Source organism: Thermodesulfatator autotrophicus (assembly GCF_001642325.1).
Taxonomy (GTDB): domain Bacteria; phylum Desulfobacterota; class Thermodesulfobacteria; order Thermodesulfobacteriales; family Thermodesulfatatoraceae; genus Thermodesulfatator; species Thermodesulfatator autotrophicus.
In genome coordinates this window covers 1-5,661 of record NZ_LSFI01000091.1, presented here as the reverse complement: position 1 = coordinate 5,661, position 5,661 = coordinate 1, and the positions used below count along the sequence as shown (strand labels likewise).

The following is a 5,661-nucleotide window of genomic DNA, read 5'->3' as shown; positions in this document are numbered from 1 at the left end:
AGGGCCGTGCGGGAGATGATGTGATAAGCGGCGTTTGGGTCATCCATGAAAAACCTGGGGATTCGTGGCATAGCACAGCCTCCTTTTAAAAAGTTTGCCTGTCCCTTTTATCGGCTAAACTTGAGCTGAACTAAAAAAATTTACTCAATAAGTTTGCCTGTCCCCTAAAAAGTCACTATCAAAGCCAGGGAAAGAAGGGAAGAAGGGAGGAAGGAGGAAGAAAGAAACCTTTGAAGACTTAAAGCTTTTAAAGAGAATTTATGACAGTTTGAAACACTAGAGAGTTATTTCTTAAGTTCTTCCCAGACGGCATCCATTTCTTTAAGTGATACTTCTTTTAAACGCTTCCCCTTTTCTTTAAAATGGGACTCCATGGACCGAAAACGCGTTTCAAACTTTTCATTAGAATGGCGCAAAGCTTCTTCAGGATTTATTCCCAGTTTACGTGAAAGATTGGCCACGGTGAAAAGCAAGTCCCCTATTTCTTCTTTGAGAGATTTTTCGTCTTTCTGAGCTATGGCTTCTTTTATTTCTCTTATTTCTTCTTCAAGTTTAGGAAAGAGTTCTTCTGGTTTTTCCCAATCAAACCCCACCCGGCTAGCTCGCTCTCCCAAACGAAAAGCTCTCTGAAGGGCTGGCAGGGCTTTAGGTAGGTCTCCCAGTACAGAAGATTTCTTCCCCTTATCTTTAGCTTCTTTTTCTTTTATTTTTTGCCACTGCGCCACTACCTCTTCGGGGTTAGATAAAGCATTTTCTCCAAACACGTGAGGATGGCGGCGGATCATCTTTTCTGCACAAAGCTTCAACACGTGCGCCAGCTCAAACTCGCCTTTCTCTTCGTAAAGATAGGCAATAAAAATGAGCAGAAAGAGAAGATCTCCTATCTCTTCACAAACAGCCAGAGGAGGTTCTTCACCTATGGCTTCAAAGACTTCGTAGGCTTCCTCAAGAACATATTTTTTGAGAGTCTCTGGAGTTTGTTTCTGATCCCAGGGGCAACCACCTGGCCCCCTGAGACGGGCTACTATTTCTACCAGCTTTACAAAAAGAGGACCAAGTTCATCAAACTTATCTTCTTTCATCAGTTAAAATCCTACGTAAATTATAATTAAAGCGGGCCTTAAGTTCTGAGGGTAGTAAATCAACAATGAAACGGGCACCTTTCATTATGTAAGGGTAAGTGTAAGAATTGCTGAAAAATTTGTGCCCCTGGGGCACAAAGGTGGTTACCAGAATAAAGATAGCAGCCAGCAATAAAAAGCCTTTAACTGCCCCAAGAAGGGCTCCAAGGGAACGGTCAACCCAGGAAAGCCTGGTTTTCTTGAAAAAGTAGGTTAAAAGCTCTGCGAGAATAAATACTGCTAAAAAACCTATTAAAAAGGCTATTACGTAAGAAAGGGTTTTAACCCACTGGCTGGCAAGCCAGGGACGAATAATGCCTTCTATCAATCCATAATATTTCAGGGCTATTATGTAACCCGCTATAATGCCTGCGAAAGAGGAAAGCCCTCTAAAAAATCCCGTCCAGGCGTTTCGCAAAATCAAAACGCCCATAATAACTAAAACGGCAATGTCCACCCAGTTAACTTGAAGGTTCATATTCCACTTTCCAGAAAGTTCCCCACGGGGTATCCCTTAAGATAATACCCTTTTTAGCCAGATCGTCACGAATAGCATCGGCCTTTTCAAAGTCTTTAGCCTTGCGGGCTTCTTCCCTTTCTTTAATGAGTTTTTCTACCTCATCGCGGTTAAGAGCCCTATTTGAAAGTCCCTTGGCTCGTTTGTTTTCTATAAAACTTTCTGGAGACTCTTCAAGAATACCTAAAAGTTCTCCTGCTAATTTAACGGCCAGGCTTTTTCCTTTTTGGGCCAAAATAACATGGTCTCTAGAAGCCTTACGCGCACAAAGTTTTAAGAGATTGTTAAGCCCTTTTTCCAGGGTAAATAAGGCCGCGATGGCTTTGGCAGTATTTAAGTCGTCAGCCAGGGCTGAAAGAAAATTGTTTTCAAAATTTTCAACAAGCTCCTGAATTTTAGCCAGGTTTTTCTTCTGGCCTTCAGGGGCCTTTTCCTCAGTAGCCTCTAGTTTCTCAATTAAGAAAAGGGTTTCATAAAAGCCTTCAAGCGCTTTCTCATGGTCCCCTACTACTTTTTCTGTATAATCAAGGGGGCTGCGATAATGCATGGAAAGCAGAAATAGTCTTAAAGCTTCAGGGTGGTGGCGGGAAAGCATTTGCTTTATGGTAACGAAGTTTCCGAGGCTTTTTGACATCTTTTCCCGGCCTACCGTTACCATGCCGTTGTGAAGCCAATAACGCACAAAGGGTTTACCAGTAGCCGCTTCACTCTGGGCAATTTCGTTTTCATGATGCGGAAAAATTAAATCAAGGCCACCACCGTGAATGTCTATGGTTTCTCCGAGATAATGCATGGCCATAGCCGAGCACTCAATATGCCAGCCTGGGCGTCCCCGTCCCCAAGGGCTCTCCCAGGAAGGCTCTCCGGGCTTTTCAACCTTCCAGAGGGCAAAATCAAGAGGGTGGCGTTTTTTATCAGAAACGGCAATCCTTGCCCCGGCCTTCAATTCTTCAAGGTTTCGGCCAGAAAGCTTGCCATATTCAGGAAATTTTTCTACGGAAAAATAGACGTCTCCGTCCACCACGTAGGCAAACCCTTTTTCAATGAGCCTTTCAATAAGGGCTATAATCTGGGGGATATGTTCCGTAGCCCTGGGTTCATAGGTGGGCTTTAAAACCTTTAAAGCCCGCATATCTTCGTCATAAGATTTGATATAGCGTTCGGCCAGTTCCTTGGGGCTCACCCCAACCTCATGGGCTCGTTTGATAATCTTATCGTCTATATCCGTATAATTGCGAACATAAACCACTTCAAAGCCCACATAACGCAAAAACCGAAAGAGCACGTCAAAAACTACCGCTGCTCGAGCATGCCCCAGGTGAGACTCATCATAGGCGGTAACCCCGCAGGCATACATGGTTACCTTTGGCGGTGAAAGGGGCTTAAAAAGCTCTTTTTTTCTGGTAAGCGTGTTCTGAAATTTTATTTCCATCTCTCTCATAGCTGGAGTTATACCAAGCCTCAAATAGTGTGACAAGAATTGTTTTTTTGAACCATAGCGCCTGCGAGAAGGATTGCTTCTCCACTTCTCCACTTCTCCACTTCGCGGCTCCCACTTTGCGACTCGCAAGGCCTGGCTCATTTTATCACCGCGAGGAGCGCGTAAGCGCGACGAAGCAGTCTCAGATCTCAGGGACAGGCGAAACAGTCACAGGGATAAATGAAATTCCTGAAAAATTTTCTTGACACTTTGATGCTAAATAATTTAAAATTAAACTAAATTAGGATTTACTACTAATAAATACTTTGGAGGTTTTGTATGAAAAGAAGGAAAAGATGGATTACAGATTGGTGGCCTAACAGGTTGAACCTGAAAATCTTGCGGCAGAACTGCCCGCAACAAAATCCTTACGGGCCGGACTATAACTATGTAAAAGAAGTGGAAACCCTTGATGTTGAAGCTGTAAAAGAGGACCTCAAAAAGCTCATGAAAACCCAGCAGGACTGGTGGCCAGCTGATTTTGGGCATTACGGGCCGTTATTTGTAAGGCTTTCCTGGCATAGTGCCGGAAGCTACAGAATTTACGATGGCCGTGGTGGAGCACGGGACGGAAGTCTTCGCTTCCCACCCAGGCTGAACTGGCCTGACAATATCGGCCTTGACAAGGCTATTCGCCTGCTATGGCCTATCAAGAAAAAGTACGGGAAAAAGCTTTCCTGGGCTGACCTTTTAATCCTGGCAGGAACCGTAGCCATGGAAGACATGGGTGTTAAGCTCATAGGCTTTTCTCTTGGGCGAGAGGACATCCATGAACCTGACGAAAGCCCGGACTGGGGGCCAGAAGAAGCCATGTTAACCAATAAAGAAAGATACAAAGGCGGAAAGCTTGAAAGGCCCTATGCCGCTACAGAAATGGGATTAATTTATGTTAATCCTGAAGGCCCTGGCGGAAATCCAGATCCTGTTGAATCCGCTAAAGAAATAAGGCTTGCTTTTGCCAGAATGGGCATGAATGATGAAGAAACCGTGGCTTTAATTGCAGGAGGACACGCCTTTGGAAAGTGCCACGGAGCTGCCTCTGACAAATACTTAGGGCCAGATCCTAGCTCATCTCCTTTAGAACAGCAGGGCCTGGGCTGGAAGTTCCATTACAAAACAGGCAAAGGCCCGGATGCCTTCACCTCAGGCTTTGAGCTCACTTGGTCTCCCAACCCCACCAAGTTTGGAATTCAATACCTTCATCTCCTTTTCAATCATGATTGGGAACTTGAAAAAAGCCCAGCAGGGAAACACCAGTGGGTAGCCAAAGATGCTCCTGACATAATCCCTGACGCCCACGACCCTAACAAAAAACACAAGCCTCGTATGCTCACCGCTGACCTGGCCCTAAAGTTTGACCCAAGCTACGCCAAAATAGCCAAGCGATTCCTTGAAAACCCCGAAGAGTTTGAAAAAGCCTTTGCCACCGCCTGGTTTAAACTTACCCACCGGGATATGGGGCCAAAAAGCTGCTATGTAGGACCATACGTCCCCAAAGAAGAATTCATCTGGCAGGACCCACTCCCTGAAAGGGACTATGAAGTAATTAATGAAGAAGACATTTCGCAGTTAAAAAAGCGTATTCTGGACTCAGGCCTTGATACAACCAAACTGGTATATACCGCCTGGTCTTCAGCGGCCAGCTATCGTGATTCTGACCGCAAAGGAGGTGCCAATGGAGCTAGAATCAGATTACTTCCCATGAATGAGTGGGAGGTAAATCACCCTCAAGACCTAAAACAGATTCTCGCTATTTATGAAAAAATCCAGCAAGAATTCAACGAAGAACAGAAAAAAAGCGGCTCCAAAAGACGGGTATCAATAGCGGATCTGATTATATTAGGTGGTTGCGCTGCCATAGAAGACGCGGCAAAGAAAGCAGGCTTTGATATTCAGGCACCATTTACTCCAGGTAGAGTTGACGCCAGACAGGAAGAGGTAGATGTAGAATTTTACAGATATATTGAACCCTTTGCCGATGGTTTCAGGAATTACTTTAAGTACTTAAACAGCATTGACGAAGAAGACGTTTACACTACACCTGAGTACTTCCTGATAGATAAGGCCCAACTTCTAAAGCTTAGCGTCCCGGAAATGGTAGTTCTCATCGGCGGATTACGAGTTTTAGGAGCGGTATATGAATACCAAAACCACGGCGTACTGACAGAAACACCCGGCGTTTTAACTAATGCTTACTTCGTAAATCTATTAGATATGGGAATAGAATGGATGCAAGCTGACGATTACCGCTATCTTTTCAAAGGAATTGACCGTAAGAGTGGAGAGCCCAAGTGGATGGCCACCAGAGTAGATTTGATTCTGGGGCACCATGATGAACTAAGAAATGTGGCTGAAATTTATGCCAGTGACGATGCCCAAGAAAAATTTATAAAAGATTTCATCGCCGCCTGGCACAAAGTTATGAACCTTGACAGATTCGACCTGAAGTAAAACTTAGCAACAAAAAGGGCAGGGGAAACCTGCCCTTTTATTTTTCATTCAAAGAAAAAATTGGCTCCGCTCGTGTGAGGCTTTGCGAACCT

General features: G+C 44.6%; 4 protein-coding genes. 1 reads left to right on the top strand and 3 read right to left on the bottom strand.

Annotated elements, in window-relative coordinates; all coding sequences use genetic code 11:
• Positions 1-284 precede the first annotated feature (284 nt).
• From mazG to cysS, 3 genes are read right to left on the bottom strand one after another with little or no spacing between them, the layout of a single operon-like run.
• Entirely contained in the window at positions 285-1,082 is a 798-nt protein-coding gene (mazG, locus tag TH606_RS10990) for a nucleoside triphosphate pyrophosphohydrolase (protein ID WP_068544020.1), read from the bottom strand.
• On the bottom strand, positions 1,069-1,599 hold the full coding sequence (locus TH606_RS10985) for a CvpA family protein (RefSeq protein WP_068544018.1): 531 nt from the start codon (positions 1,597-1,599) through the stop codon (positions 1,069-1,071). The genes mazG and TH606_RS10985 overlap by 14 nt, the downstream gene beginning before the upstream one ends.
• Entirely contained in the window at positions 1,583-3,070 is a 1,488-nt protein-coding gene (cysS, locus tag TH606_RS10980) for a cysteine--tRNA ligase (RefSeq protein WP_068544022.1), read from the bottom strand. Before cysS ends, TH606_RS10985 begins: the two co-directional genes overlap by 17 nt.
• 327 nt (positions 3,071-3,397) lie before the next feature.
• Here cysS and katG point away from each other — a divergent pair, with 327 nt between their 5' ends.
• Positions 3,398-5,569 (top strand): catalase/peroxidase HPI, encoded by a 2,172-nt coding sequence (gene katG / locus TH606_RS10975; protein WP_068544016.1) that lies wholly within the window; start codon positions 3,398-3,400, stop codon positions 5,567-5,569.
• Positions 5,570-5,661 lie beyond the last annotated feature (92 nt).

Bases quoted from the DNA above. Each gene is read 5' to 3' on its own strand.
- katG (WP_068544016.1), top strand. From the start codon at position 3,398: ATGAAAAGAAGGAAAAGATGGATTACAGATTGGTGGCCTAACAGGTTG.
- mazG (WP_068544020.1), bottom strand. From the start codon at position 1,082: ATGAAAGAAGATAAGTTTGATGAACTTGGTCCTCTTTTTGTAAAGCTG.
- cysS (WP_068544022.1), bottom strand. From the start codon at position 3,070: ATGGAAATAAAATTTCAGAACACGCTTACCAGAAAAAAAGAGCTTTTT.
- TH606_RS10985 (WP_068544018.1), bottom strand. From the start codon at position 1,599: ATGAACCTTCAAGTTAACTGGGTGGACATTGCCGTTTTAGTTATTATG.